This window comes from Microbispora siamensis (genome assembly GCF_016863095.1).
GTDB lineage: Bacteria > Actinomycetota > Actinomycetes > Streptosporangiales > Streptosporangiaceae > Microbispora > Microbispora siamensis.
This window is the reverse complement of sequence record NZ_BOOF01000020.1, coordinates 43,929-68,073: the sequence shown is the minus strand read 5'-3', so window position 1 is coordinate 68,073 and position 24,145 is coordinate 43,929. Positions and strand designations below refer to the sequence as shown.

The 24,145-nt window shown below is 74.2% G+C and carries 24 protein-coding genes; 8 read left to right on the top strand and 16 right to left on the bottom strand.

Annotation, left to right across the window (positions count from 1 at the left end; translation table 11 throughout):
- Positions 1-103: 103 nt before the first annotated feature.
- Complete coding sequence (locus tag Msi02_RS18900) at positions 104-625, top strand: Asp23/Gls24 family envelope stress response protein (protein ID WP_204049583.1); 522 nt, start codon at positions 104-106, stop codon at positions 623-625.
- A gap of 107 nt (positions 626-732) precedes the next feature.
- Here Msi02_RS18900 and thrS read toward each other — a convergent pair whose 3' ends face one another.
- Positions 733-2,709 carry a threonine--tRNA ligase gene (thrS, locus tag Msi02_RS18895; RefSeq protein ID WP_079316503.1) on the bottom strand — a complete coding sequence of 659 codons (1,977 nt, stop codon included), beginning with the start codon at positions 2,707-2,709 and terminating at the stop codon, positions 733-735.
- Between the two features lie 148 nt (positions 2,710-2,857).
- Positions 2,858-5,158, bottom strand: a complete 2,301-nt coding sequence (locus Msi02_RS18890) for a phosphoketolase family protein (RefSeq protein ID WP_204049582.1) — start codon at positions 5,156-5,158, stop codon at positions 2,858-2,860.
- 87 nt (positions 5,159-5,245) lie between these two features.
- Here Msi02_RS18890 and Msi02_RS18885 point away from each other — a divergent pair, with 87 nt between their 5' ends.
- Positions 5,246-5,752, top strand: coding sequence for a MarR family winged helix-turn-helix transcriptional regulator (locus Msi02_RS18885; protein ID WP_204049581.1), 507 nt, complete (start codon positions 5,246-5,248; stop codon positions 5,750-5,752).
- Positions 5,753-5,812: 60 nt separating this feature from the next.
- Here Msi02_RS18885 and Msi02_RS18880 read toward each other — a convergent pair whose 3' ends face one another.
- The 3 genes from Msi02_RS18880 to Msi02_RS18870 all read right to left on the bottom strand — a co-directional run bounded on the left by Msi02_RS18880 (position 5,813) and on the right by Msi02_RS18870 (position 8,334).
- Positions 5,813-6,775: an anti-sigma factor RsbA family regulatory protein gene (locus tag Msi02_RS18880; protein ID WP_204049580.1), complete on the bottom strand. Its 963-nt coding sequence runs from the start codon at positions 6,773-6,775 to the stop codon at positions 5,813-5,815.
- Positions 6,772-7,647 (bottom strand): MEDS and STAS domain-containing protein, encoded by an 876-nt coding sequence (locus Msi02_RS18875; protein WP_204049579.1) that lies wholly within the window; start codon positions 7,645-7,647, stop codon positions 6,772-6,774. Before Msi02_RS18875 ends, Msi02_RS18880 begins: the two co-directional genes overlap by 4 nt.
- Before the next feature lie 138 nt (positions 7,648-7,785).
- A complete protein-coding gene (locus Msi02_RS18870) occupies positions 7,786-8,334 on the bottom strand; it encodes a helix-turn-helix domain-containing protein (protein ID WP_239108520.1) in 549 nt (182 codons plus the stop codon).
- 56 nt (positions 8,335-8,390) lie between these two features.
- Between Msi02_RS18870 and Msi02_RS18865 the strand changes: the two genes are divergently transcribed.
- Positions 8,391-9,551: a pyridoxal phosphate-dependent aminotransferase gene (locus tag Msi02_RS18865; protein WP_079316496.1), complete on the top strand. Its 1,161-nt coding sequence runs from the start codon at positions 8,391-8,393 to the stop codon at positions 9,549-9,551.
- A gap of 2 nt (positions 9,552-9,553) precedes the next feature.
- Here the strand turns inward: Msi02_RS18865 and Msi02_RS44005 are convergent, their stop codons facing one another.
- From Msi02_RS44005 to Msi02_RS18850, 4 genes are all read right to left on the bottom strand, one after another.
- The gene (locus Msi02_RS44005; protein ID WP_275414153.1) at positions 9,554-9,676 is read right to left on the bottom strand and encodes a hypothetical protein; all 123 of its coding nucleotides are present in this window, start codon (positions 9,674-9,676) and stop codon (positions 9,554-9,556) included.
- A gap of 29 nt (positions 9,677-9,705) precedes the next feature.
- The gene (locus Msi02_RS18860; RefSeq protein WP_204049577.1) at positions 9,706-10,710 is read right to left on the bottom strand and encodes a YbgA family protein; all 1,005 of its coding nucleotides are present in this window, start codon (positions 10,708-10,710) and stop codon (positions 9,706-9,708) included.
- A gap of 2 nt (positions 10,711-10,712) precedes the next feature.
- Positions 10,713-11,234: an RNA polymerase sigma factor gene (locus Msi02_RS18855; protein ID WP_204049576.1), complete on the bottom strand. Its 522-nt coding sequence runs from the start codon at positions 11,232-11,234 to the stop codon at positions 10,713-10,715.
- A gap of 112 nt (positions 11,235-11,346) precedes the next feature.
- The gene (locus tag Msi02_RS18850; RefSeq protein ID WP_239108512.1) at positions 11,347-12,474 is read right to left on the bottom strand and encodes a MerR family transcriptional regulator; all 1,128 of its coding nucleotides are present in this window, start codon (positions 12,472-12,474) and stop codon (positions 11,347-11,349) included.
- A 248-nt stretch (positions 12,475-12,722) separates the two neighbouring features.
- On the opposite strand from Msi02_RS18850, the gene Msi02_RS18845 reads away from it, so the two are divergent.
- From Msi02_RS18845 to plsX, 4 genes are read left to right on the top strand one after another with little or no spacing between them, the layout of a single operon-like run.
- A complete protein-coding gene (locus tag Msi02_RS18845; RefSeq protein WP_204049574.1) occupies positions 12,723-13,022 on the top strand; it encodes a hypothetical protein in 300 nt (99 codons plus the stop codon).
- Positions 13,019-14,530 carry a phytoene desaturase family protein gene (locus Msi02_RS18840; RefSeq protein ID WP_204049573.1) on the top strand — a complete coding sequence of 504 codons (1,512 nt, stop codon included), beginning with the start codon at positions 13,019-13,021 and terminating at the stop codon, positions 14,528-14,530. The genes Msi02_RS18845 and Msi02_RS18840 overlap by 4 nt, the downstream gene beginning before the upstream one ends.
- A complete protein-coding gene (locus Msi02_RS18835; RefSeq protein ID WP_204049572.1) occupies positions 14,527-15,465 on the top strand; it encodes a phytoene/squalene synthase family protein in 939 nt (312 codons plus the stop codon). The genes Msi02_RS18840 and Msi02_RS18835 overlap by 4 nt, the downstream gene beginning before the upstream one ends.
- A 1-nt stretch (position 15,466) precedes the next feature.
- Positions 15,467-16,516, top strand: a complete 1,050-nt coding sequence (gene plsX / locus Msi02_RS18830; protein WP_239108511.1) for a phosphate acyltransferase PlsX — start codon at positions 15,467-15,469, stop codon at positions 16,514-16,516.
- Between the two features lie 47 nt (positions 16,517-16,563).
- Here plsX and Msi02_RS18825 read toward each other — a convergent pair whose 3' ends face one another.
- A complete protein-coding gene (locus Msi02_RS18825) occupies positions 16,564-17,316 on the bottom strand; it encodes a spheroidene monooxygenase (RefSeq protein WP_239108510.1) in 753 nt (250 codons plus the stop codon).
- On the opposite strand from Msi02_RS18825, the gene Msi02_RS18820 reads away from it, so the two are divergent.
- Positions 17,273-17,887, top strand: a complete 615-nt coding sequence (locus Msi02_RS18820) for a glycerol-3-phosphate acyltransferase (protein ID WP_239108509.1) — start codon at positions 17,273-17,275, stop codon at positions 17,885-17,887. The two genes, Msi02_RS18825 and Msi02_RS18820, sit on opposite strands and share 44 nt — an antisense overlap.
- Here the strand turns inward: Msi02_RS18820 and Msi02_RS18815 are convergent.
- The 6 genes from Msi02_RS18815 to Msi02_RS18790 all read right to left on the bottom strand — a co-directional run bounded on the left by Msi02_RS18815 (position 17,838) and on the right by Msi02_RS18790 (position 24,075).
- A complete protein-coding gene (locus Msi02_RS18815; protein ID WP_239108508.1) occupies positions 17,838-19,187 on the bottom strand; it encodes a glycosyltransferase family 2 protein in 1,350 nt (449 codons plus the stop codon). The two genes, Msi02_RS18820 and Msi02_RS18815, sit on opposite strands and share 50 nt — an antisense overlap.
- Positions 19,184-20,767, bottom strand: coding sequence for a phytoene desaturase family protein (locus tag Msi02_RS18810; protein ID WP_239108507.1), 1,584 nt, complete (start codon positions 20,765-20,767; stop codon positions 19,184-19,186). The genes Msi02_RS18815 and Msi02_RS18810 overlap by 4 nt, the downstream gene beginning before the upstream one ends.
- A complete protein-coding gene (locus Msi02_RS18805; RefSeq protein WP_239108506.1) occupies positions 20,755-21,582 on the bottom strand; it encodes a carotenoid biosynthesis protein in 828 nt (275 codons plus the stop codon). The genes Msi02_RS18810 and Msi02_RS18805 overlap by 13 nt, the downstream gene beginning before the upstream one ends.
- A gap of 218 nt (positions 21,583-21,800) precedes the next feature.
- Complete coding sequence (locus Msi02_RS18800) at positions 21,801-22,778, bottom strand: aldo/keto reductase (protein WP_204049571.1); 978 nt, start codon at positions 22,776-22,778, stop codon at positions 21,801-21,803.
- Positions 22,779-22,802: 24 nt separating this feature from the next.
- Positions 22,803-23,471, bottom strand: coding sequence for a dienelactone hydrolase family protein (locus Msi02_RS18795; protein ID WP_204049570.1), 669 nt, complete (start codon positions 23,469-23,471; stop codon positions 22,803-22,805).
- A 136-nt stretch (positions 23,472-23,607) separates the two neighbouring features.
- Positions 23,608-24,075 (bottom strand): DUF6157 family protein, encoded by a 468-nt coding sequence (locus Msi02_RS18790; protein ID WP_204049569.1) that lies wholly within the window; start codon positions 24,073-24,075, stop codon positions 23,608-23,610.
- Positions 24,076-24,145: the final 70 nt, after the last annotated feature.

Here is a 24,145-nt window from a genome sequence, read left to right as displayed (position 1 = left end):
CCACGACCGGCGGCCCACCGATATCCGCGGACGCCGGACGGCCTGCTCGGTCATCGGGCACAATGCACCTGCCGGACGCCCCACCCCCCGAGGAGCCGTTCACATGAGCGAGGCCGCCGCCGTCGAGGAGCGCGTGGAAGAACAGCCCGACGCGTACGCCGAGGGGAGCATGGACGAGCCGGGCGGCGTGGAGCCGCCCGAGCCGGTGGAGACTCCCAGGCCCGAGACGCCGACCGCGAACGTCCTCAAGGGCCGGATCAAGGTCGCCGACGAGGTGGTGGAGAAGGTCGCCGCGCTTGCCGCCCTGGAGATCCCCGGCGTCGCCGACCTCGGCGGCGACTTCGAGCGCGCCTTCGAATCCGTACGCGACCGCATCGGTGTGGGGAGCAAGCGGGCGACCCAGGGCGTGCAGGCCAGGATCCAGGACCAGCAGGTCTCGGTCGACGTGACCATCGTCATCGTGTACGGCCACGTGGTGATGGACGTCGCCACCGAGGTCAAGGTCAACGTCGCCCGGTCGGTGAGCCGCATGCTCGGCATGCAGGTGGTCGAGGTCAACGTGACCGTCGACGACGTCCGCCTCCCCGGTCAGGGCTCCCCCGCCGAGGCCGCCCCGGCCGCCTGAGCCCGGCCCGGTCCGCCCGGGGAGCTCCTCGGCTGTCCCGCTCCGCCAGGAGAAGCCAGAACGCGGGAGCCCCGGGTGGGGCCGCCCGCGTTCGGGGTGGTGGGCCGTCAGACCTGGATGCGGCGGCGGACGGCGTCGACGATCTCGTCGATCGCCTCGTCGATCGGGACGCCGTTCTTCTGCTCGCCGTTGCGGTAGCGGAAGGAGACGGCGCCCGCCGCGATGTCGTCGTCGCCCGCGAGCAGCATGTACGGCACCTTGGCCTTCTGGGCGTTGCGGATCTTCTTCTGCATGCGGTCGTCGCTCTCGTCGACCTCCACCCGGATGCCGTGCTCGCGCAGCCGCTTGGCGACGTCCTGCAGGTAGGGCACGTGGGCGTCGGCGATCGGGATGCCGACGACCTGCACCGGGGCGAGCCACGCCGGGAAGGCGCCGGCGTAGTGCTCGACCAGCACGCCGAAGAACCGCTCGATCGACCCGAACAGCGCCCGGTGGATCATGACCGGCCGCTGCCGGGTGCCGTCGGGAGCCTGATACTCCAGCCCGAAGCGCTCGGGCAGGTTGAAGTCGAGCTGGATGGTCGACATCTGCCAGGACCGGCCGATCGCGTCCCTGGCCTGCACCGAGATCTTGGGACCGTAGAAGGCGGCGCCACCCGGGTCGAGGACCAGTTCCAGCTTCTCGGACTCGGCCACCTCCCGCAGGGTCTGGGTGGCCTCCTCCCACGTCTCGTCGGTGCCGACGTACTTCTCCGGGTCCTTGGTGGACAGCTCCAGGTAGAAGTCCTCCAGGCCGTAGTCGCGCAGCAGGTCGAGCACGAACCGCAGCAGCGAGGTGAGCTCGTCGCGCATCTGCTCACGGGTGCAGTAGATGTGCGCGTCGTCCTGGGTGAGTCCGCGTACGCGGGTCAGGCCGTGCACCACGCCCGACTTCTCGTAGCGGTAGACCGTGCCGAACTCGAACAGCCGCAGCGGCAGCTCGCGGTAGGACCGCCCGCGCGCCCTGAAGATCAGGTTGTGCATCGGGCAGTTCATCGGCTTGAGGTAGTAGCGCGCGCCCTCCAGCTCCATCGGAGGGAACATGCCGTCGGCGTACCAGTCGAGGTGGCCGGAGATCTTGTACAGGTTGTCCTTGGTGATGTGCGGGGTGTTGACGAAGGAGTAACCCGCCTCCTCGTGCCGGCGGCGGGAGTAGTCCTCCATCACCCGGCGGATCACGCCGCCCTTGGGGTGGAACACCGGCAGGCCCGAGCCCAGCTCGTCGGGGAACGAGAACAGGTCGAGCTCGGCGCCGAGCTTGCGGTGGTCGCGCTTCTCGGCCTCCTCCAGGAACTTGAGGTACTCGTCCTGCTTCTCGCGCGACTCCCAGGCGGTGCCGTAGATGCGCTGGAGCTGCGGGTTCTTCTCGCTGCCCCGCCAGTAGGCGCCGCCGGACCGCATGAGCTTGAAGGCCGGAATGACCCGGGTGCTCGGCAGGTGCGGCCCCCGGCACAGGTCCTTCCAGCACAGCTCGCCCGTCTTGGGGTCGAGGTTGTCGTAGATGGTGAGCTGGCCGCCGCCGACCTCGACGCTCGCGCCCTCGGCGGACTCCGCGGCGCCGCCCTTCAGCCCGATCAGCTCCAGCTTGTACGGCTCGGCGGCGAGCTCCTCGCGGGCCTCGTCGTCGCCGACCGGACGGCGGCGGAAGGTCTGCCCCTGCTTGACGATCTCGCGCATCCGCTTCTCGATGCGCTTGAGGTCGTCGGGGGTGAACGGCTCGCGGACGTCGAAGTCGTAGTAGAAGCCGTTCTCGACCGGCGGGCCGATGCCGAGCCTGGCCTCGGGGAAGATCTCCTGGACGGCCTGGGCCATGACGTGCGCGGTGGAGTGGCGCAGGATGGCCCGGCCGTCGGGGCTGTCGATCGCGACGGGCTCGACCACGTCGCCCTCGGCGACCTCGGTGGCCAGGTCGCGCAGCTCGCCGTTGATCCGGGCGGCGATCACCGACCTGCCGTCGGCGCCGAGCGCCTCCCCGGCCGTCGTACCCGCCGCCACCACGCGCTCGGCTCCGGCGAGGGTGATGCGTATCTCAAGGGCGGCGGACACGGTTGCTCCTTAGGACAGGGTCGATGCGTGGACCTCGGTGGCCGCGCGCACACGTAGCGACGGCTCCGGTCGCATCCGATGCTACCGGTGCCGCCGCCCGCGAATGGCGGTGATGCGCCGCGCCCGCCGCCGGACTCGCCGTCCGGAATCAGTAAGGCCACGTCCAGTCGCGGATCTCGGCCGGGTCCTCGCCGAACTCGCGGGTGTGGGCGCGGGCGCGCAGCCGGGCGTCGGCCATGCGCTGACGCAGGTGGGCCGCCCTGCTGCCCAGCCCGGGCACCCGGTCGATCACGTCCATCACCAGGTGGAAGCGGTCGATGTCGTTGAGCATCGCCATGTCGAACGGCGTGGTGGTGGTGCCCTCCTCCTTGTAGCCGCGCACGTGCAGGTTGTCGTGCCCGGTACGCCGGTAGGTGAGGCGGTGGATCAGCCACGGATAGCCGTGGAAGTTGAAGATGATCGGCCGGTCTGTGGTGAACAGCGCGTCGAACTCGGCGTCGCGCAGGCCGTGCGGGTGCTCGGAGGCCGGCTGCAGCCGCATGAGGTCGACCACGTTGATCACCCGGATCCGCAGCTCGGGCAGGTGCTCGCGGAGCAGCGCGGCGGCGGCCAGGGTCTCCAGCGTGGGCACGTCACCGGCGCAGGCGAGCACGACGTCAGGGTCGGTGCCCTGGTCGGTGGAGGCCCAGTCGAGGATGCCCAGCCCGCGGGTGCAGTGGACGATCGCCTCGTCCATGCTCATCAGGTCGAGCACGGGCTGCTTGCCCGCCACGACCACGTTCACGTAGTCGCGCGAGCGCAGGCAGTGGTCGGCGACCGACAGCAGAGTGTTGGCGTCCGGCGGCAGGTAGACGCGGACGACCTCGGCCTTCTTGTTCACCACCACGTCGAGGAAGCCGGGGTCCTGGTGGCTGAAGCCGTTGTGGTCCTGGCGCCAGACGTGGGACGACAGCAGGTAGTTCAGCGAGGCGACCGGCCGCCGCCAGGGGATCTTGCGGGAGGACTCCAGCCACTTGGCGTGCTGGTTGAACATCGCGTCCACGATGTGGATGAACGCCTCGTAGCAGTTGAACAGCCCGTGGCGGCCGGTCAGCAGGTAGCCCTCCAGCCAGCCCTGGCACTGGTGCTCGCTGAGCACCTCCATGACCCTGCCCCGGGGACCGAGGTTCTCGTCGGTCGGCAGCAGGGCGGCCTCCCACTCCTTGTCCGTCGTTTCGAAGACGGCCGACAGGCGGTTGGAGGCGGTCTCGTCCGGGCCGAGCAGCCGGAAGTTCGTCGGGTTCGCCGCGATCACGTCGCGCAGGAACGCCCCGAGGACCCGGGTCGGCTCGCTGGAGGCCGCCGCCGGGGCCTTGACCTCGACCGCGTAGTCGCGGAAGTCGGGCAGCACGAGCGGGCGCAGCAACTCCCCGCCGTTGGCGTGCGGGCTGGCGCTCATCCGCAGCGGCCCGTCCGGGACCGTCCGCGTGATCGTCTCGACCGGCCGTCCGTCGGCGTCGAAAAGCTCTTCCGGCCGGTAGGAGCGCATCCACTCCTCCAGGGCCTCCAGCCGGTCGGGCCGGTTCCGTACGTCGGTCAGCGGAACCTGGTGGGCGCGCCAGGTGCCCTCGACCGGGAGCCCGTCGACCTCGCGCGGCCCGGTCCAGCCCTTCGGCGTACGCAGGATGATCATCGGCAGTGGGCCGCCGTCGGCCATCTGGTCGAAGACGGTGTCGAGGGTCGCGGCCATGAGCTCGTGCATCTCCATCGGCTCCTGGCCGGAGACGATGTGCGGGCGATAGCCGTACCCCTCGAAGAGCTTGATCAGCTCGTCCTCCGGGATCCTGGCCAGCACGGTGGGGTTGGCGATCTTGTAGCCGTTCAGGTGCAGGATCGGCAGGACCACCCCGTCGGTGTCCCGGTTGAGGAACTTGTTGGAATGCCAGCCGGTGGCGAGCGGGCCGGTCTCGGCCTCGCCGTCGCCGACGACGCAGGCCACCACCAGGCCGGGGTTGTCGAAGGCCGCGCCGTACGCGTGGGACAGGGCGTAGCCGAGCTCGCCGCCCTCGTGGATGGAGCCCGGGGTCTCGGGGGCGACGTGGCTGGGGATGCCGCCGGGGAAGGAGAACTGGCGGAAGAGCCTGCGCATGCCCTCGGCGTCCTGGGTGACGTGGGGGTAGCGCTCGGTGTAGGTGCCTTCGAGCCACGCGTGGGCGACCGCCGCCGGGCCGCCGTGACCGGGGCCGGCGATGTAGATCATGCCCTGGCCGCGCTCCCGGATGATCCGGTTGAGGTGGGCGAAGCAGAAGTTGAGCCCGGGCGTCGTGCCCCAGTGGCCGAGCAGCCGCGGCTTGACGTGCTCGGGGCTGAGCGGCTCGGTCAGCAGCGGGTTGTCCATCAGGTAGATCTGGCCGACGGACAGGTAGTTCGCGGCCCGCCAGTAGGCGTCGATGTTCCCGTATGCGTCCATGCCCCTGACACTTTCCCAGCAGCAGCGGCCGAACCAGGGTCTTTCGCCCACAAATCAGCGTGCCCACCGACCGGTAGTCTTGGCGCCATGTCCGGCACCCGATGGCTCGACCCGGAGGAGCAGCGCACCTGGCGCGCCTACCTGCGGACGAGCCAGCTCCTCCAGGAGGCCCTCGAACGGCAGTTGCAGCGCGACTCGGGCATGCCGCACGCCTACTACATGATCCTTGTGGTCCTCTCCGAGTCTCCCGGGCGGACCATGACGATGACGGAGCTGTCCGCCATGCTCCAGTATTCGGTCAGCCGCCTGTCCCACGCCGTCTCCCGGCTGGAGGAGAAGGGCTGGGTGCGGCGGCTCAAGCGGCCGGAGGACCGGCGCACGACCGTCGCAGAGCTCACCGACGAGGGCTTCGCCGCCCTCGTGGAGGCGGCGCCGGGCCACGTCGAGGAGGTCCGCCGGGTGCTGTTCGACCCCCTCACCCCCGGCCAGGTGCGGCAGTTCGGCGAGATCCTCGACACGATCCTCTCGGCCTTCGAGTGCCAGAGGGCCGCGGAGGCCGAGCGTTCCCGCGTGCTCGACGCCGCCGCCCAGTGAACGGCCGCCGCCGAGGGCTACCGCTGATTCCCGTACGGATCCTTCACCGGGCAAGCCTCTTCAGCGCGCCGTCCGTCGCCTGACGGCCGGTTCCCGCTCGGGCGACAGGGCGAAGTGGAGGCGGATGCTCGTCCCCCGCGAGTGCCGGTGGATGCGGACCAGGTCCGCGAACTCGTGGGCGATGAGCAGGCCGCGTCCGTGGGTGGCGTGGTCGGGAGGCGGCACCCGCCCGGCGAGCGGGTCGGCGATCCGGCCGCCGTCGTCTATCTGGCACACCAGCGTCCCGTGCTCGGTCCAGACCGTCACCGTGCCGGTCCCGTCGGTGTACTCCCCGGTGTTGGTGGCCAGCTCGTTCACGGCGATGAGCATCTCGCTCAGGCGCCGCCCCCCGAGCCCGGCCGCGAGGGCCTCGCGGGTCAGGAACGCGCGCAGCGCCGGCAGAGCCCGCAGGCCCTCGAAGCGGTAGGCAGCCGCGGCCGGCGGAGGGGCGGGCAGCGGGACGTCGAACGCGGCGGCGGTCTCGATCGGGTCGGTGTAGGCCGGGCTGTCCCAGACGCCGGTCGCGTCCTGCATGACGGGATGGGTCCGGTGCGCGTCGGCGACCGCCTCCGGGTTCAGCCGCGCCACGTCGTACGGGCACAGGATCGCGGCCTCCTCACCGGCGAAGACCGCGTTGATGAGGGCCTCGTGCTGGGCGCAGGCGGGATACTCGATCTCGCTGCGCCCGTCCCAGATGGGCTCGCCGATGATCCAGACGCGCCGGCCCGCGTGCTCGCGCAGGAAGGCGAGCAGGACCGACGGGATGATCCGCCCCGGGTTCCGGCCCGCGACGCTCATGTCCCGGAAGACGACCCGATGGGCGTCGCTCCCGAGGCGGGCCCGGATCAGCTCGCCGTTGCCGCCCGGCACGGCGACCATCGCGGGCTCCTCGGCGGCCAGAGCCTGCCGGAGGAAGGCGGCGCATCCCGCGGCGTACTCGTCCTCGTCCCGGTACAGCAGCCCGATGTGGTCGAACCCGGTCATGCCGTCGCCTCCGCCCAGTCGACGGCTCCAAGGATCTCCTCGCCGCCCATCACCCGTAACAGCCGGGCGACCTGAGGTGGGCACCCGACCACTCTGATCCCTCCGGGAAGGGCACGGTGGCCCTCGATCAGCAGCCGTGCGACCCCCGCGTCGGCGAAGCGCAGCCCCGACAGGTCGACGGTCAGCGGCCCGGGCGCGTCCGGCAGGTCCTCCCGCAGTCCGGCGAGCGTCGCGGCCAGCGCCTCCCGGTTGGATGCGTCGACCTCGCCGGCGAGCGCGAGGCCGGGTGGAACGGCCGTCCGACGCATGCGCAACAGCGGGACCCAGCTCTCGTCCGGCCCGGGTCCGAGCCGGGAGGGGTGGGCGGCGGAGATCCGGTCGAGCGCCTCCGGCGGCATCGTCCGCCGGTCGTACAGGCACATGGCGAGGGCCCGGCCGCCGGAGAAAACCCGGTTGACCTCGGCCTCGTACCGGTGGAGGCGCTCGGCGCCGGAGATCTCCGAGGCCGCCCAGGCCATGTCGCCCAGCACCCACAGGCCGGCGTAGCCCGCGTCGAGGGCCTCCGCGAGCGCCCGACGCCAGCCGTCGACCGCCGCCTCCGGGTCGAAGGAGCCCGACGCCAGGCACGTGTTCCCCGCGGCGTACACGTGCAATGCGCCGGTTTCGCACAGCGCCGGGGCATCGACCCCCTGGGCCACGAGCTCGTCCACGACCTGCTCCGGGGAGCCGACCGAGAAGTGGACGACCCTGTTGCCGCCGCCGACGCCGGCGCGGACGAAACGGGCGACGGCGGCGAGCCGCTGCTCCTCGTCGTCGTAGACGTTGCACACGTGGTCGCCGGCGACCAGCCGGTCGAACAGGGACGAGACCATGCCACCTCACAACACGCCGCCTGGGGAACGCGGCCATCCCAAGGCTATAGGCGTCCCTGCACCGGGCCGTCGCCGCCGATCCCCCGGGCACTCCTGGCGGACGTGGCCCCGCGCCGGCCCTGGGGCGGGGTGGCGGGCTCAGGTGCCGGGCGGATCGGGGTGGAGCATGAGCAGCACGGCCTGGTTGCGCTCGTCGTGGCCCCGGTAGACGTGGGGCCGGGAGGCCTCGAACCGCAGCGAGTCGCCCTCCGACAGGTCCACCGGCGCGTCGGCGGGCCCGGCCGTGATCCGGCCGCCCGTGAGGACCAGGCACTCCTCGACCCCGGGCAGGTGGGCCTGCGACTCCTGCCCGTTCGCGGCCACCTCGATCGCGTAGACCTCCACGGTGCCGCGCAGCCGGATGCGGTGCAGCAGGCGGGCGCCCACGGCGTCTCCGGTCACGGCGGGCCGCTCGTCGTCCGCGCGCACGACCTCCACGACGGGAGCCGGCGGTTCGATCAACTCCCCCAGTGAGACCTTGAGCGCGGTGGCGAGGGCCCACAGCGTGCCGAGGGTGGGGTTGCCCGCACCCTGCTCGATGCCGTGCAGGGTCGTCTTGCTGATCCCGCCCGCCGCCGCGAGGTCCGCCAGGGAGATGCCGGCCGCGTTCCGCAGCCGGTGGACGTTGTCGCCGACCACTTGCGCCATGTTCACGCGTATCAGCATAGTGGTACGGAGATACCAGTTGAGCGAACGGAGTTGCCATGACCGTGTCCCGGCTCCGCGACATCCCCGGCATCGGGGTCGACGCCGTCGGCGACGCCGCCGACGCGGCGGACGATCCGGAGTTGCTGCGGCTGGAGAACCTGGACACCGATCTCCGGCCGCCCGCCGTCGCGATCGAGGCGACCCGGGCCGCACTCGACGACGACGCGGCCAACAGCTATCTGCCGTTCCAGGGCCGCCGCTCCCTGCGTACGGCCGCCGCCGCGCACGTGGGCCGCCTGGCCGGGCGCGCGTACGACCCGGACACCGAGTGCGTCAGCGTCGCGGGCGGGCTCAACGGCGTGCTGAACACGCTGCTCGCCACCGTCGAGCCGGGTCAGGAGGTCGTGCTGTGCGACCCCGTCTACGCGGGGCTGGTCAACCGGGTGCGGCTGGCGGGCGGCGTCCCCCGTTTCGTGCCCGCCGGGGCCACGGCCGAGGGGTGGACGCTCGACCCGGAGGAGCTGGCCGCGGCGGTCACCGGGCGGACCGCCGCGGTGCTGATGATGAGCCCGCTCATGCCGACCGGGCTCGTGCTCGACGACCGCCACTGGGCGGCGCTCGCCGCCGCGTGCGAGCGGCACGACGCCTGGTTGATCTACGACGCCGCGATGGAGCGCATCCGCTTCGACGGCCGGGCTCCGAGCCATCCCGCCGCCCGCGACGAACTGGCCGGCCGCACGATCACCGTCGGCTCGGCGTCGAAGGAGCTGCGGCTCATCGGCTGGCGGGTCGGCTGGGTGGTGGGGCCGGCCGCCGTCCTCGCCGACATCCGCCTGGTCGGCCTCACCAACGTCGTCTGCCAGGTGGGGATCGCCCAGGAGGCGGTGGCGGCCGCCCTGGACGCGCCGGACGCCGAGGCGGACGTGGCGGCGGCCACCGCGGTGTGGGCCCGCCGCCGCGACGCCGTCCTCCGCGAACTGGCCGGCTATCCGGTCGTCCCGCCGCACGGCGGCTGGTCCGCCCTGGTCGACACCCGCCCGCTCGGGCTGACGCCCGCCGAGCTGTCCCGGCTGCTGTTCGACCGGGGGAAGGTCGCCGCCACGCCCATGGACGGCTGGGGCCCTTCGGGGGCGCACTACCTGCGGCTCGTGTTCGCCAACGAGCCGGTCGAACGGCTGGCCGGGCTCGGCGAGCGCTTCCGCCGCGCGATCGGCTGACCTCAGGCCTCCGGGTTGTGCCGTGCTATCGGGTTGTGCCGGTCGGTGGACAGGCCGCCGACCGGGGCGGCGGCCGTCACGGCGAGGGCCGTGCGCAGCAGCGTCTTCTTCGATGTGCGTCTCATGGGTCTTCTTCCTTCCCGCCGGCCCGCGCTCATGCGGGGATGTGGTTGCGCAGGCGCAGCGCGTCGGGATACGGGGACAGGTAGGTCTGGTCGCGGACGTACCGCGCCTGGACGACGTGGACGTACTGGGCCTGGACGTACTGGGCCGCCGCGCCCCTCGCGTGGTGCCGGAGCAGGGCGAGCGGCACCGCGAGGGCGACCTCGCGGGCCCGGTACGACGCGATCACCTCGGCCAGGTCGGCCCGGCGGACCGGATCGAGCTCCGGGGCGATCATGCCGAGGCAGTGCTGCAGGACGTTGACGTGACGCCCGACCGTGGCCCTGGTGGCGAGGGCCGCCAGGAACGCCCGGCCGTACTCCCGGGCCAGCGCCTCCCGTGGGCGCTCGCCCGCCGCGGCCACGAGCCGCCCGATCTCCCGGTACGCCGCGGGCGCGTGGGCGAGGATCTGCATCTTGTGCCGGGCGTGGAAGGCGACCAGGTCGCGGGGGCGCCAGTCGCCGGCCAGCAGGGCCCGCAGGCGGGCCGAGGCGAAGATCCGCTCGACGAACGCCTCCCGCAGCACGGCGTCGTGCAGCCGGCCCTCGTCCTCGACGGCCAGTTCGGGGCGGGCGGCGATGACGGCGGCGGCGAAGATTCCCCTGCCCCGCCGGTCGGCCGCGGCGCCGGACTCGGCGTACACGGGAATTCCGTGCAGCCCGCAGCTCGGGCTCCGCGACTTGAACACGTATCCGTCGACGTCCGCCAGACCGGCGGCACGCTCGGCGGCGAGCGCGGTCATCGGGGCGGTCAGATCCTCGTGCGTCCGGCGCGTGACGAGCCGGGGCCCGTCCGGGGAGCGCTGCAGGCGGAGCGTCTCGCGCGGGGCGCCGAGGCCGATCTCGATCTCGGGGCAGACCGGCACCCAGTCCACGTGCTCCGCGAGCTCCGCGGTCAGGAACCGGTCACGGCTGTGGCCGCCGTTGAACCGTACGGGAGCGCCGAGCAGGCAGCTCGACACGGCGACCCTGGGCCTGATGCCTTCCGCGGGCTCCATGATCAGGCCGCCGGCCGCAGCAGCGTGGACAGGCGGTGCAGGCCGCGTGCCGTACGCGCCTTGATCGTGCCGAGCGGGACCCGCAGGTGCTCGGCGATCTCCCGCTGGGTCAGGTCCCCGTAGTAGGCCAGCTCGATCGCCTGGCGCTGCACCTGCGGCAGCGCGGCCAGCGCGCGCCTGATCCGGTCGCGGTCGGCGAACTCCTCGCCGTCCAGCCGGCCGTCGCGTCCCGCCGGGTCGGGAACCGCCTCCAGCGGGACCGTCGCCGGGGTACGCGCCCTCAGGTGGTCCACCGCCCGGTTGCGGGCGATGCCGAACAGCCAGGCCGTCAGGCTGCGGCCCGGGTCGAAGCGGTGCCGGAAGCGCCACACCTCGGTGAAGACGACCTGCAGGACGTCCTCCACGTCCTGGGGCGGCACGAATTTGCGCAGGTAGGAGCGTACGGCCGGGGAGTGCACCCGGTAGCACTCCCCCAGCGCTCCCGTGTCCCCCGCGGCGAGGCGGAACTCCAGGGTCTCCTCCATCGGCCCCCCTTGGACAGAAACTTATTCAAAACCTATTCATAGCTGCCCGTGTTCGAGGCGGACAACCATGGGGGCCGAACGCCGGATCAAAAATGCATCAAAGACGGCGAATTCACCGCAGAGTGGTCATTACCGCCGAGATGGCGTCACGAAACGTGTTCACCCGGACGACGTGCGTAGGAAGGTCGTCCCACCATCCGAGACCGCCGACCACGATGCGGCAGGCGGGGCGGAGCCTCGGCAGAGCGGCCAGCGGGGCGGGGTCGCCCGTCTCCCTGATCTGCGACCACACGAACACGGCAGCGGGACCGAGGCGGCGCATGGCATCCGACAGCGCGGCGTACGGCGTCCGGGCCCCGAGCACGCGGGCCTCCACCCCGAGCGTGCCGAGCGCGGCGGCCAGCGCGTGGATCGGCAGCGCGTGCTGCTCCTCCTCCGCACCGGCCAGCAGGACGGGACGGGGATGCACGGGCGAGGGCGCACGCGCGGAGAACCGCGCCAGCGCGGCCTGGAGCCGGTCGGAGAACAGGTGCTCGACATCGATCCCGGTGCCGGTGTCCTGCTGCCTGCGCGTGACGGCCGCGAACACCGGCAGCACGAGCCGCTCCCACGTCCACACGACGCCGTGCGCGGCCAGCGCCGCGTCCAGTCCCGCGCTCACGGTCGCGGCGTCAAGCGCCGTCGCCGCGCGGGCCAGCATGGCCGCCGACAGCAGTCCGGGTTCCGTGGCCGGCCGTACGGCGGAGGCGGGCGGCACCGCGGATTCCGGCGGCCTGGGGTGCTCCGACGGCCTTGGGTACTCCGACGGCCTTGGGTACTCCGACGGCCTTGGGTACTCCGGCGACCGGGGGAACTCGAACGGACGGGGAGACTCGAACGGCACGGCGGGCTCCGGCCGCCCGGGCGACTCCGGCGGCGCGGCGGCCCCCTCCCCGGCCGGGGAGGCCGCTCGCTCACCGGGCGCGGACCGCGGCCGCAGCGCCTGCCTGGCGGCGTCGGCCGGCGGCATCCCGGCCCGGATCAGCCGGTTCATCTCCTCCAGGCGGCGCAGGTCCGCGTCGTCGTAACGGCGGTGCCCGCCGGGGCTGCGCCTGCTCGGGCCGATGCCGTACCTGAGGTTCCACGTGCGCAGCGTGGACGCGGGCACGCCGAGCCGCCGGGAGACGGCCCCGATGCCGTAGCCCGGCTCCTCCTCGGCGGCCGCGTTCTCGCCGGCCCCCGATCCGCCCTCGCGCGTCACGTGCTCACCCCGTGCCTGTCCGTCCGGTCGTCGCGGCCGCTCGCCGTCCTCCGGCCACCCGTATGTCGCGCCTCCATGTGGCGCCGTCATGTGGCCGGGCTGCCGGGCACCGGGCACGGCACTCCCGGCCGCCCCTGACCTTGTTTCGGCCCGGGGGCCCGGCACGGATGCAACCGCCGGAGCGGGCGGGCGCGAAAACTCTACTGACGGCGCCGCCGATCACCGTAACGATCGAAGGAGCAGTGCGCATGCTGACGTTGACCCGCGAGACCGGCAGCGTTCCGGACGAGACGCGGGAGCCGTTCGATCGCCACCTCTCCGACCTGTTCGACCGCACCCGCGACAAGCTGCTCCGGCGCGAGATGAACCGATTGTCCTTCCTCGGCCCCGACGACCGGGAGGTGTTGCGGCGTCACCTCGCCGACTTCGTCGCGTGCGGCGGCAGGCGGCTGCGGCCGGCGTTCGTGTACTGGGGGCACCGGGCCTCCGGCGGCTCGCCCGACGACCTCGGCGCCGCCGGGCCCGCTGCGGGCAGGGCGGGCCGATGAGCGCGGGCGGACCCGTGGTGGTGATCGGCGCCGGGCTGGGCGGCCTGTCGGCCGCGATGCGCCTGGCCGGGGCGGGCCGTGAGGTGACGGTCGTGGAGGCCGCCGACGTGCCGGGCGGCTGCTGCGGCACGGCGACCCTGGGATCCCACCGCTTCGACACCGGTCCCTCGGTGCTGACGATGCCGGGAGTGCTGGCCGACACCTTCGCCGCCGCCGGGCAGGATCTGGAGCGCTGGCTGCCGCTGCGGCGGCTCGATCCGTACTACCGGCTAACCTTCCACGACGGGTCGCGGCTCGACGTGGTGGCGGGGGCCGACGCGATGGCCGAGCAGGTGCGGGCGCTGTGCGGGCCCGCGGAGGCCGGGCGCTACCGGCGGTTCCGGCGGTTGCTGGGAGAGATGTTCGAGGCCGAGTGGGACACGTTCATCGACCGGGACATGACCCGGCTGCGCGCGCTGGCCCGGCCGTACGCGCTGGCGCGGCTGGCCGCGCTCGGCGGCTTCCGCCGGCTGGACGGGCTCGTGCGGCGTCACCTCACCGACGAGCGGCTGATCAGGGCGCACACCTTCCAGGCGCTGTACGTCGGCCTGTCGCCACGCCGCGCCCTCGGCGTGTACGCGGTGATCGCCCACATGGACACGGTCGGCGGGGTCTACTTCCCCCGGGAGGGCGGCATGCACGCCGTCCCCCGCGCCATGGCCGCCGCCGCGGAGAAGGCCGGGGCGGTCTTCCGGTACGGCGTGCGGGCCACGCGGATCGAGACCGACGGGGCGGGGGTCGTCGCCGTCCGCCTCGACACCGGCGAACGGCTCGCCGCCCGGCACGCCGTGGTGGCCTGCGACCTGGTCCGGGCGCACGGCCGGCGAGGCGGCGACGGCCTGCTGCCGGAGGAGGCGGCCGACTGGCGGCTGAGGCGGCCCCGGTTCTCCCCCTCCTGCCTGGTGGCGCACTTCGCGCTCGACCGGCGCCCGGAGGGGCAGGCCCATCACACCCTGCACTTCGGGCGGGAGTGGGAGGCGACGTTCGCGGCGCTGGAGGCGGGCAGGCCGCAGCCGGACCCGAGCCTGCTGGTGACCTGTCCTCACAACCACGGGCCAGACAACCACGGGCCGCACAACCACGGGCGGGCCGACGGCGGGCCCGCCGTGCTCAGCGTGCTGGAGCCCACCGCGAACACGCGGAGCGGCGCCGACTGGACCACCCTCACCCCCCGCCTCGTGGACCGCATGGTGGAGCGGCTCGCCGGCCTCGGATACGGCGATCTGTCCGGCACGCCCCGGCTGGTGTTCGATCCCCCCGCCTGGCGGCGGCGCGGCCACTCGGCCGGCACGCCCTTCGCGCTCGACGCCCGGTTCACCCAGACCGCATGGTTCCGCCCGTCCGGCGCGGCCCGGCGGGTCCCCGGCCTCCACTTCGCGGGCATGTACACCGCTCCCGGGGTCGGGGTGCCGCCCGTACTGATCTCCGGCCGTCTGGCCGCGGAACGCATCCTGGAGAGCGCCCCATGAGCACGCCGAGCACGCCGAGCACGCCGTACCCGGCGCCGGCCGCGACGCTGACGGCCGGCTACGAGCGGTGCCGCAGGCTGCACGCGAGCTACGGCCGCTCGTACTACCTGGCCACCCGCCTGCTGCCCGCCTGGAAACGGCCGCACGTCCACGCGTTGTACGGCTTCGCCCGCTACGCCGACGAGATCGTCGACTCGCTCGCGCTGACCGGCGACCGGGCCGCGGCGCTGGAGCGCCTGTCCTCCCGGCTCGCCGCCGCGCTCGACGGGGAGCGCGTCCGCGATCCGGTGCTTCCCGCGTTCACGCACACGGTGCGGGCGTTCGGGATCGACCAGGCCGACGTGCGGGCGTTCCTCGCGTCCATGCGCGCCGACCTCACCGTGGACCGGTACGCGACCTACGACGACCTGCTGGGCTACATGGAGGGCTCGGCGGCGGTCATCGGGACGATGATGCTTCCGGTGCTGGAGGCCCTGCCGGGCGAGGAGGGGCGGGCCCGCGAGCCCGCCCGCCAGCTCGGGCTGGCCTTCCAGCTCACCAACTTCATCCGCGACGTGCGCGAGGACCTGGCGCGGGGCCGCGTCTACCTGCCGCTGTCCGACCTCGACAAGTTCGGCGTGACCGAGGCCGACCTGGCCGCGCCGCACGCCACACCGGCCGTGCGGGAACTGGTGGCCTACGAATGCGACCGCGCCCGCGACCACTACCGGCGGGCCCGCGACGGGATCGCGCTCCTCGCGCCGTCGTCCCGGCCGTGCATCAGGGCCGCGTACGAGCTGTACGGCGGCATCCTGGACGAGGTCGAGGCGGCAGGGCACGACGTGCTGGCCAGGCGGGCCAAGGTCCCCCGGCGGCGCAGGCTCGTGATCTTCGCCAGGCACCTGCTCGCCGCGCGTGCCGCCGCGCAGGCCGAGCGCCGTGTGGAGGTGGCCTGACGTGGATCCCGGGCAGGACGCCGCGCCGGGTGCCGGTCCGGTCCCCGGGCCGAGGATTCCCGCCCGCGAGCGGGGCGTGCCGGCCCGGCCGGTCGTGGTGGACGCCATGGGCGGGGACCACGGGCCCGTGGAGATCGTGCGGGGCGCGGTCGAGGCGTGGCGAGAGCACGGCGTGCCGGTCGTCCTCGTCGGCCAGGCCGGGGTCGTACGCCGGGAACTGGCCCGGCTCGGGGCGGCGGGCGAGATCGACGTCGCGCACGCCGCCGACGTCGTGCCGATGACCGAGCGGGGCGCGGGTGCGGTCCGCATGGTCGGCTCCAGCCTGGCCGTCGGTTTCGACCTCGTGCGGGCCGGAGCGGGCGCGGCGCTCGTGTCGGCGGGGTCCACCGGGGCCGTGGTCGCCTGCGCGGTCGACCGGCTGGGCACCGCGCCCGCCGTGCTGCGCCCCGCGCTGGCCGTGGCGCTGCCGACGACGGCGGGAGGGGCCACCGTGCTGATCGACGCCGGCGCGACCGTGGATCCGACGCCGGAGATGCTCGCCCAGTTCGCGCTGCTCGGGGCGTCGTACGCGCAGCTCGTGCTGGGCGTGGCCGACCCCCGCGTGGGGCTGCTGTCGATCGGCGCGGAGCCCGGCAAGGGGAACCGGCTGACCCGCCGGGCCGAGGCCCTGCTGCGCGGCATGCCGCTGCGTTTCCACGGCAACGTCGAGGGCGGCGACGTGCTCACCGGGGCAGTCGACGTGATCGTCACCGACGGCTTCACCGGCAACGTCGTGCTGAAGAACGTGGAGGGGACCGTGCGCGCCACGCTCGCCCTCGCGGCGCAGGAGGGCGTGGCCGGGTCCGCCGGCCTCGGCCGGGTGGCGCGACGCTACGACCCCGAGACGCACGGCGGCGCGGCCCTGCTCGGGCTCACCCGCACCGTCGTCGTGGCGCACGGCTCCTCCCGGGCCGGGACCATCGCCAGGGCCTGCGTGGTGGCGTGCGACCTGGCCGAGGGCGAGGTCGTGGCCCGTCTCGGCGACCGCCTCGCCATCCACCCCGGGCGGTGATCTCCCACGCGGCCGGGCCCGGGTCCGGCTCAGGAGGCTCACCGGGCTCAGGGGACGGCTCGGGGATCGGTGAGGGGGTCGGCGCCGTCCCAGGTGCCCGCGCTCGCGTACGGGATGAACCGGGCGAACAGCTCTTCCGAGTACCAGTCGTGAGCACGGACCCGTTCGACGACCTCGCGGTGCGCCCGCCCGGCGTAGGCGAACGCGCGTACGGCGGCGGCGTCGCGCCACAGGGAGAAGGTGGCCTGCCTGGCCAGCGGCCACTCCCCCAGCCCGACGGAGGCGAGGCAACCCTCCTGGGCGCGCAGCGACCGCTCGACGGCGGGCACGGACCGGTAGAACGCGGCCAGCCGCGACGGCCGGATCGACGCCCGCGTCAGCACCGCCACCGGGCCGCTGCGCGGGCCACAATCAGGGCCCCCATCAGGACCGCCGGCCACGGGGACGAACGGCTCGACGCCGTTCCAGCGCCCGCGCGAGGCGGTCGGCGCGAGCCGTACGTGCCAGGTCTCGGTCGCCTCGCGCCGCCACCTGGCGGGGATCGGCGAGCGTGCCAGGAACTCCTCCAGCGCCCGCTCGTCCCGCCAGACGGCGAGCAGCGCCCAGCGGCGCAGATCGGCGCCGAGGGTCATCGACGGCCCCCGGCCCGTGCCGAGCAGCCGCCAGAACAGCAGCCCGCCGGTGCGGCGCAGCACCGGGCGGTCGAAGGCCATGTGACGCATCGCCCCCCGGTCGGCGTATCTCTGGAGGTGGAAGGTGACGACGCTCCCGCCGCTCGTCCCCATGCTGGTGGCGCTCATCGGCGGCTACCTTCTCGGCTCGATCCCGGTGGCGGTGCTGGTCGCGGGGCGGCGGGGCGTCGATCCCCGGGAGGTGGGCGACCGCAACCCCGGCTTCTGGAACGTGCGCGAACGGCTCGGCCGCCGGGCGTCCGCGCCGGTGTTCGCCGGGGACATGGCCAAGGGCGTGCTCGCCGGGCTGCTCGGGCTGCTGGCGGGGGGCGCGCACACGACCGGACCGGGAGTGGTCACCGGCCCGAGCGCCCCGGCGGCGTATCTGGCGGTGGGGGCCGCGATGATCGGGCACGCCTGGCCGGTCTTCGCCGGGTTCCGCGGCGGGCGGTCGGTGCTGACCTTCGCCGGGGGCATGGCGGTGCTCTGCCCGCCCGCGTTCGTGCTCGCGCTCGCGCTTCTGGCGGTGACGTTCCTGCTCACGCGGTCGTTCGCGATCGGGGCCAGGGCCGGGGTCTTCGCGATCCCGCTGCTGCAACTGCCGTTCGCGCCGATCGGCCACGTCGCCGCGACCGGCGCGCTGATGTGCCTCATCGGGCTGCGTTTCGGGCAGGCGGCGCTGGCCGCGCGCCGCACCTGACGGCATCGGCGAAGGCCGCGGGGACGGCGCGGTCGGCCCGGTCGCGGCGGCCAGGAAGGTAGGGGCGGCCCGGGTGATAGGCGCGGCTCCGCCAGGTTCTGACGGGCCGCAGCGTCGCCTGCGTCAGCCGTACGGCCGTGGCCGGGTCGAGCAGGAACGACAGCGCCACGCCCGCGCCCGGACGGGCATAGCTGCGCCGCAGCGCGGCGGTCAGCAGCACCCGTACGGCGAGCAGCGCCAGATCGAGCCGGGTCGGCCGCCCGGCGGCCAGGCGGAGCGCGGGCAACGCGGCGGCGAGCCAGACGACGGCGAGGTCGGCGGCCTGCCAGGCGGGGCGGGTGACGTCGCGCAGCGGCAGCGAACGCCCCCACTCCCGCCACACCTCGGCCGCCGACTCGTGCATGTCGACCTCCAGCAGGCCTCCCGCGTCGAGGAAGCCGACCCTCCAGCCGTCGGCGGCCAGGGTCCTGGCGAGCGCGACGTCGTCGGTCATGTGGCCGCGCACCCGGGCGAAGCCGTCGGCCCGCCGCATCGCCTCCCGCCGGAAGGCCAGGCACTGGCCGTTGGCCACCACCCGGTGGGGCGGCGGCGGGGCCGGGGGCCCGATGGGGCCGAACCGGTAGACCAGCGTGGCGAGGAACGACGCGTGCAGCGCCTGCTCGGCGAGGCCGTCGCAGACGAACCGCGGGCCCGCGCTGACCAGGTCGTGGTCTGCGAGGGCGGCGGCGAGCGCGCCGAACAGGCCGGGACACGGCCGGGTGTCGGCGTCCAGGGTGACCACGATCTCGCCGCGCGCCCTTCGGAGTCCCTGGTGCAGCGCCCACTGCTTGCCCACCCAGCCGTCCGGCAGCGGGCATCCGCGCATCACCGTCGCCCCGTACGCGGCGGCGAGCCTCGCGGTGCCGTCCGAGGACTCGTCGTCCACCACGATCACCTCGGTGACGGCGGGGTCGGCCAGCACCGCCCGCAGGCAGGGGCCGAGCCGCCGCTCCTCGTCCCTGGCCGGGATGACCACCGAGATTTCCGGACTTCCACCCCCCGGGCTTCCGTCCCGGCCGATCCACGCCGCCGGGCCGCTTCCGGGAGACGTGTCCGGCACAGGCGCGGCGAGCGGGGGAAGGCGCCGGCGGCCGCGGGCGAGCCGTGCGAGCACGACGACGGCGGCGACCGCCTGGGCGGCGGCGAGCACCCGTGCGGCGGCCCCGGCCCGCGGGCGCCCGGCCGTCCCGTTCACCCTGGCCGCCTCGGTCGCCCTGGCCGTCCTGGCCGCCTCGGTCGCCCTGGCCGCCCTGGCCGTCACCGTCCCGCCTCCTTCGGCCGCCGCGCGGAAGGGGGGAAGTCCCGGCGCACCAGCGCGGCCACGATCCGCCCGCCCATCGCCACCAGTGGCAGCCCGCCTCCCGGATGCGCGGACCCGCCGACGAGGTAGAGGCCGCGCCGGGGCCCCCGGTTGCCGGGACGGCGGAAAGGGGCGAACGGGCCGCCGTACGCGCCGCCGTAGATCGCCCCGCCCCACGCGCCGTACCGGTCGCGCAGGTCGGCCGGGGTCACCAGGTCGAGGAAGCGCAGCCGTCCGGACAGGTCGTACCCCCGGCTCGCCAGCCGGTCGAGGACGAGCTCCGCGTACGCCTCGGGCGGCGTCGGCCAGCGCGCGGGGTCGCCGGCGGGGACGTTCACCAGCATGCTCCAGCTCTCCGCGCCCGCGGGAGCCTGCGTCGCGTCGGCCACCGCCGGGCAGCCGATGTAGACCGTGGGGTCCTCCGGCGGACGCCGCCGGTCGAAGATGTCGCCGAACTCGCGCCGGTAGTCGGCCGAGAACACCACCGTGTGGTGCGCCAGGCCCTCGGTCCGCCCCTCCACGGCGGCGAGCATCAGGAAGGCGGACGACGACAGGCCGAGCCGGGCGATCCTGCGCAGCCGGGCGCGGTCGGGCAGGAGCCGCCCGTAGAGGGAGGCCGCGTCGGCGTTGACGATCACGATGTCGGCCCCGACCGTCTCGCCGAGGGCCGTGCGGACGCCGCCGACCCGCTCCGCATCGGCGACGACCTCGGTGATCTCGGTCTCCAGACGGATCTCGACGCCCGCCTTGTCGAGCGACGCGGCCAGCGCGTCGGCGAGGCGGGGCAGCCCGCCCCGCACGTACCACCCGCCGTCACCGTGCTCGATGGCCGGGACGCAGCCAAGAGCGGCGGGCGCCCGGTAGGGGTTCGACCCGGCGTAGGTGGCGTAGCGGTCGACGTACTGGCGCAGGCGGGCGTCCCGGAAGAAGCGGCCCGCCAGACCATGCAGGGTGCGGCCCGGCGCGACCGCGAGCAGGTCGCCCAGCCGGGGGCGCGGGAGAGGCCCGCTCGGCTGCCCGCCCGCCGGCCCGCCCGGCCCATCTCCGAGCCGATCACCGGGCCGATCACCGGGCCGATCACCGGGCCGCCGACCCGCCGACGGCCGGTACGGCGGCTCGACGACGGGCCCGGACGGCGGTCCCGCGAAGAACGTGCGCGCGGAGGCGGCCAGGCAGCGCTCGGCCCAGCGGTGGAAGGCCCGCCAGTTGCGGCCCTCGCCCGGCGCGAGCCGGTCCACCGCCTCCGCCGTACGCTCCGGGTCCCGATAGGTGGACAGCGTCGAGCCGTCCGCGAAGCGATAGCGGCACAGCTCGTCGAGTTCGAGCAACTCGAGCGGCACGCCGAGGTCGAGGAAGAGGCCGGGCAGCGTGAGCAGCGAGGGGCCGATCGAGAATGTGAATCCGTCCCGCCTGTGCTCGGCCAGCTTGCCGCCGAGCCGGGGCAGCCGCTCGTAGATCCGCACGTCGTGCCCGTCCCGTGCGAGCAGCAGGGCGGCCACCATGCCGCCGACGCCGCCCCCGGCCACGATCACCTCCGCCATGCGCGCCCCCACGCGAGCAGGGCGAAGGCGCCCATCGCGAGCCCTCCGGCGGCCGCCACGAACGGATCGGGCGGCCGGAAGACCACGGCGAAGCCGACGGTCTCCATCACCGCCATGACCGTGTAGAGGACGACGAGCCCGGTCGTCCCCGCCGCCCGTCCGCCCGAGGCTGGTAGGTCGGCGGCGGCACGGCCGGTGAGGCGGTCGAGAACCGCCATGACCAGGACGGAGACCAGCAGCCAGCCGGCGAAGTTGGTGAGCGGCACGCCGCGGTAGGGCCCCGGCTCCGCCCAGACCCACAGTCCGAGCCTGAGCATCTGCGGGTCGAGGAACAGATCCCACGCGGTGAGCGCCAGCGCTCCGGCGAGGATCGGCGCCGGCCGGCCACGCGGCGCCACACGGCGGGCGAGGGCGTGGGCGGCCAGGCCCATGCCGCCCCAGGCGAGGGCGACGATCAGCGGGACGCCGCCGGGCCGCGGCCACAGGGCGTCGGTGTAGCGGTAGTCGCCGAAGGGCAGGCCCGTCCTCGTGCCGATCCACTCGGCGACGTAACCGGCCGCCACGGCCGCCGCGAACGCGGCCGCAGCCCGGCGCGGGGTGTACGCCGCCGCCGCGAAGGCGAGTGCGCTCACCGCGAGCAGGACGACGACCGCGGTGGTGAGGCGCAGGTCCTGGGGCCGCAGTCCCGTCGCGATCTGGGCGGCCACCATCGCGGCCAGCGCGACCACGCCGGCCGCGTTCAGCCGCGAACCATCCGGCAGCCCACACGGCCACCCTCCGGGCGGCCGGCCCCCGGGCAGCCACGCCCTGCTCACACGGGCGCTCAGGCGGGCGCTGCTCAGGTCGGCGCTGCTCCGATGCGACCGGCCGGGGCGCGGCCCGTCCGGGCGCGGTCCGGACCGCCCTGGAGGCGCGCCGTCAGCCTCGGCCGCCCTCTTCCGTGTGGTCTCCCACGTCTCCACGTAGGGTGATTCGAGCGGATCCCCCTGATCGGATGCGCGTCACCCCACGCGGGCGGGCGCCGAACGGGTCGTCACCAGCGGTGGTGGACCTGCGGGCGGATCAGGTCGTCGTAGACCTCGCGGACCGTGTCGTGGGTCTCGGCCGGCAGCGGCGGGAACTGCGCCGCCGCCGCGTTGGCCTCGGCCTGCTGAGGGTTGCGGGCACCGGGGATCACGACGCTGACCCCGGGCTGGTCGATGATCCAGCGCAGCGCGAACTGCGCCATCGTCATGCCCTCGGGCACGAGGCCGCGCAGCCGCTCGACCGCCTGGAGGCCCACGCCGTACTCGACCCCGGAGAAGGTCTCGCCGACGTCGAACGCCTCACCCTGGCGGTTGAAGTTGCGGTGGTCGTCCTCGGCGAAGACCGTCTGCGGGCCGTACTTGCCCGACAGCAGGCCGCTCGCCAGCGGGACCCGGGCGATGATGCCCACCCCGGCCTTCTCGGCGGCGGGCAGGACCTCGTCCAGCGGCTTCAGGCGGAAGGCGTTGAGGATGATCTGCACGGTGGCCACGCCGGGGCGCGCGATCGCGATCAGCGCCTCGGCCACCGTCTCCACGCTCACGCCGTACGCGGCGATGCCGCCCTCGGCGACCAGCGTGTCGAGCGCGTCGAAGACCTCGTCGGTCTCGAAGACGGCGCTCGGCGGGCAGTGGAGCTGCACCAGGTCGAGCGTGTCGACGCCCAGGTTGGCGCGGGAGCGGTCGGTCCAGGCGCGGAAGTTGTCCAGCGTGTAGACCTCCGGCGTCTGCTGCACCCTGCGGCCCATCTTCGTGGCCACGGTCAGGCCGGGCCGCTCCTTGAGCAGCTTCCCGATGATCTTCTCGCTGCGGCCGTCGCCGTACACGTCGGCCGTGTCGATGAAGGTGGTCCCGGCGTCGACCGCGGCGTTGAGCGTGGCCAGGGCGTCGGCCTCGCTCACCTCGCCCCAGTCGGCCCCGAGCTGCCACGCCCCCAGCCCGACGACGCCGACCTGCCTGCCCGTCCTGCCCAACACGCGCTGTTCCATGAGGTCAGATCGTAGCGGGGCAGCTCACGCGGGGGCCGTTCCACCCGCCAGGTGGTGCAGGAACCAGTCGCGGGCGAGCCGCGCGACCGTCTCCAGCGCGCCCGGCTCCTCGAACAGATGCGTGGCGCGCGGCACGATCTCCAGCCGTACCGGCGCGGTGATCGCGCGCATCGCCTCCCGGTTGAGGTCGAGGACGACGGAGTCATGCTCCCCCACGATCAGCAGCGTCGGCTGGCGCACCGAGCGGAGCGCGCCCGCGGCGAGATCGGGCCTGCCGCCCCTGGACACCACCGCCCCGACACCGCCGGGCCGCGTCGCCGCGGCGACGAGCGCGGCGGCGGCGCCCGTGCTCGCGCCGAACAGGCCGATGGGCAGGCCGCCGACGACCTCGTCCTCCGGCAGCCGGTCGGCCAGCGCGCCCACCCGGTCGGCGAGCAGGCCGATGTCGAAGCGCAGGTGGCCGGTGACGGCGTCGACGCGCTCCTCCTCCGCCGTGAGCAGATCGGCCAGGACCGTGGCCAGTCCGGCCCGCTGCAGTTCCCTGGCGACGTAGCGGTTGCGCGGGCTGTGCCGGCCGCTGCCGCTGCCGTGGGCGAACAGCACCGCTCCTCTGGCCTCCCGGGGAACCGCCACGTCGGCGTCGAGCACGACCTCGCCGATCGGGATCCGCACGCTGAGTTCGACATCGCTCATGACGCTCGCCCTCCCCCGGCCGCGCCCGGCTGAAGTCCGCTAACCGCGTACCCCGGGCCGGTCGAGGCAAACCGGGGACGGCCCGGCCTCCGCGTGGGGAACGGGCGGCGTCAGGAGCGGCGTGAGCCTCGCGACGTCAGGAGCGGCGTGAGCGCATTGCCTTGAGCACCCGCACGCCGCCGTCCGCACCGGCCTGCGCACCGGCCTGCGCACCGTGGGACGCGCCCTCCACCAGGCGCCGGTATTCCTCCGACTCCATGGGGCACAGCGCGATCCGGCCGTCCCGGTCGAACAGCAGCCCCCAGCCGTACCTCTTCGCCAGCGGCGACGACCTCAGGCACGCCTGGGAACGGGAGAAGAACTCCTTCCTGAGCTCCGCGCGCCGTTCGCCGGGCAGGTCCGCCGGCAGGTCCTGGCGGCGCAGCCAGGTCTCGAACAACACGTCCTCCTGCGTCAGCCCGTACGGCGCGCCGGAGATCAGCTCGTACTGGAGGACGGCGACGGTGGGCTTGCCGCCCCGGGCCCTGGGCACTTCCGCAGCGGTCACCGGGCAGTCGTCGGCGACCGCGATGAGCGTCGAGTAGTAGTTCAGGTCCTCGGCCATGGCTCCACTATGCCCGAGGCGATCGGCGCTCGCCCCGCTCCGGCAGCCGCCCCCTGCAAGGCCCGGCCGG

Coding starts and splice junctions, on each gene's coding strand:
- Msi02_RS18900 (WP_204049583.1), top strand. CDS start 104: ATGAGCGAGGCCGCCGCCGTCGAGGAGCGCGTGGAAGAACAGCCCGAC.
- Msi02_RS18890 (WP_204049582.1), bottom strand. CDS start 5,158: ATGGACGCATACGGGAACATCGACGCCTACTGGCGGGCCGCGAACTAC.
- Msi02_RS18885 (WP_204049581.1), top strand. CDS start 5,246: ATGTCCGGCACCCGATGGCTCGACCCGGAGGAGCAGCGCACCTGGCGC.
- Msi02_RS18880 (WP_204049580.1), bottom strand. CDS start 6,775: ATGACCGGGTTCGACCACATCGGGCTGCTGTACCGGGACGAGGACGAG.
- Msi02_RS18875 (WP_204049579.1), bottom strand. CDS start 7,647: ATGGTCTCGTCCCTGTTCGACCGGCTGGTCGCCGGCGACCACGTGTGC.
- Msi02_RS18870 (WP_239108520.1), bottom strand. CDS start 8,334: ATGGCGCAAGTGGTCGGCGACAACGTCCACCGGCTGCGGAACGCGGCC.
- Msi02_RS18865 (WP_079316496.1), top strand. CDS start 8,391: ATGACCGTGTCCCGGCTCCGCGACATCCCCGGCATCGGGGTCGACGCC.
- Msi02_RS44005 (WP_275414153.1), bottom strand. CDS start 9,676: ATGAGACGCACATCGAAGAAGACGCTGCTGCGCACGGCCCTCGCCGTG.
- Msi02_RS18860 (WP_204049577.1), bottom strand. CDS start 10,710: ATGGAGCCCGCGGAAGGCATCAGGCCCAGGGTCGCCGTGTCGAGCTGC.
- Msi02_RS18855 (WP_204049576.1), bottom strand. CDS start 11,234: ATGGAGGAGACCCTGGAGTTCCGCCTCGCCGCGGGGGACACGGGAGCG.
- Msi02_RS18845 (WP_204049574.1), top strand. CDS start 12,723: ATGCTGACGTTGACCCGCGAGACCGGCAGCGTTCCGGACGAGACGCGG.
- Msi02_RS18840 (WP_204049573.1), top strand. CDS start 13,019: ATGAGCGCGGGCGGACCCGTGGTGGTGATCGGCGCCGGGCTGGGCGGC.
- Msi02_RS18835 (WP_204049572.1), top strand. CDS start 14,527: ATGAGCACGCCGAGCACGCCGAGCACGCCGTACCCGGCGCCGGCCGCG.
- Msi02_RS18825 (WP_239108510.1), bottom strand. CDS start 17,316: ATGAGCGCCACCAGCATGGGGACGAGCGGCGGGAGCGTCGTCACCTTC.
- Msi02_RS18810 (WP_239108507.1), bottom strand. CDS start 20,767: ATGGCGGAGGTGATCGTGGCCGGGGGCGGCGTCGGCGGCATGGTGGCC.
- Msi02_RS18800 (WP_204049571.1), bottom strand. CDS start 22,778: ATGGAACAGCGCGTGTTGGGCAGGACGGGCAGGCAGGTCGGCGTCGTC.
- Msi02_RS18795 (WP_204049570.1), bottom strand. CDS start 23,471: ATGAGCGATGTCGAACTCAGCGTGCGGATCCCGATCGGCGAGGTCGTG.
- Msi02_RS18790 (WP_204049569.1), bottom strand. CDS start 24,075: ATGGCCGAGGACCTGAACTACTACTCGACGCTCATCGCGGTCGCCGAC.